The following is a 996-nucleotide window of genomic DNA, read 5'->3' as shown; positions in this document are numbered from 1 at the left end:
AGAATGGCTGGGCAGGATCGGTGTGAAGACGCTCTACATCACCCCCGGCAGTCCGTGGGAAAATGGCTACTGCGAGTCCTTCAACGGCTCGATGCGTGACGAGTTACTCAACGGTGAGATCTTCTACACCCTGGCCGAGGCTAAGATCCTGATCGAGGCTTGGCGGCGGCACTACAACACCGTCAGGCCGCACAGTTCGCTGGGCTACCGGCCGCCGGCCCCGGAAGCAGCGACGCCGCCATGGCCGCCCTCCGGCTCCGCTTCGCTCCACCTGCGGCCGGCCATGGCGCCGGAGGCAATCTTGCACTAACAAATAACCCGGACCACTCGGTGGGGGCCGATCAGGTGCACGTTCTTCTTCGCCGCGAAGGCTGGGAGATCAACATGAAGCGAACGCACAGGATTTACAACGAGTTGGGCCTTCAGCTGCGAAACAGAACCACCAAGCGAAGGGTGAAGGCAAAGCTGAGGGAAGACCGCTGCGCGTCCTCCCGCGTCAATGATGTGGGGCCATGGACTTCGTCCATGACCAGCTTGTAACGGGCCGCAAGATCCGTGTCCTGACCGTGGTCGACACCTTCTCACGATTCTCGCCGGTGCTCGATCCGCGCTTCGACTACCGCGGCGAAGACGTCGTGCAGACCCTTGAGGTGACCTGCGCCGTGGTCGGGTATTCCAGGACGATCCGGGTTGACCAGGGCTCCGAGTTCATCAGCCGCGATCTGGATCTGTGGGGCTACACCAACGGTGTGACGCGGGACTTCTCCCAGCCCGGGAAGCCCACCGACAGCGCCGTGCCATCGGCAACAAGCCCTCGATCACGCTGATGAATCCCAGTGACGCACCCAGCCCGTCGCCGTGACCCTAGCCGGCAAACTTTAGCCCGGAGTGGTCCAGAGAATGGTGTCGGATCAAACCGGGCACAGGCTCTACTCGTAGCTGGTAGTAACCTCGAGCTCAGACCCAAATCTCGGACTCAGACCACAGGCGCTCTGC

Annotated in this window: 1 protein-coding gene and 1 pseudogene; both read left to right on the top strand. The window is 62.1% G+C overall.

Annotated elements, in window-relative coordinates; translation table 11 throughout:
• On the top strand, positions 1-310 hold a 310-nt coding region (locus tag OKA11_RS24420; RefSeq protein WP_267222648.1), incomplete at its 5' end, for an integrase core domain-containing protein.
• A 23-nt stretch (positions 311-333) separates the two neighbouring features.
• Positions 334-824, top strand: a pseudogene (locus OKA11_RS24415) (DDE-type integrase/transposase/recombinase); the annotation flags it as partial.
• Positions 825-996: the final 172 nt, after the last annotated feature.

Source organism: Novosphingobium clariflavum (genome assembly GCF_026420865.1).
Taxonomy (GTDB): Bacteria; Pseudomonadota; Alphaproteobacteria; order Sphingomonadales; family Sphingomonadaceae; genus Novosphingobium; species Novosphingobium clariflavum.
Note: the sequence above shows the minus strand (reverse complement) of the source record. Positions and strands in the feature narration are given on the sequence as shown.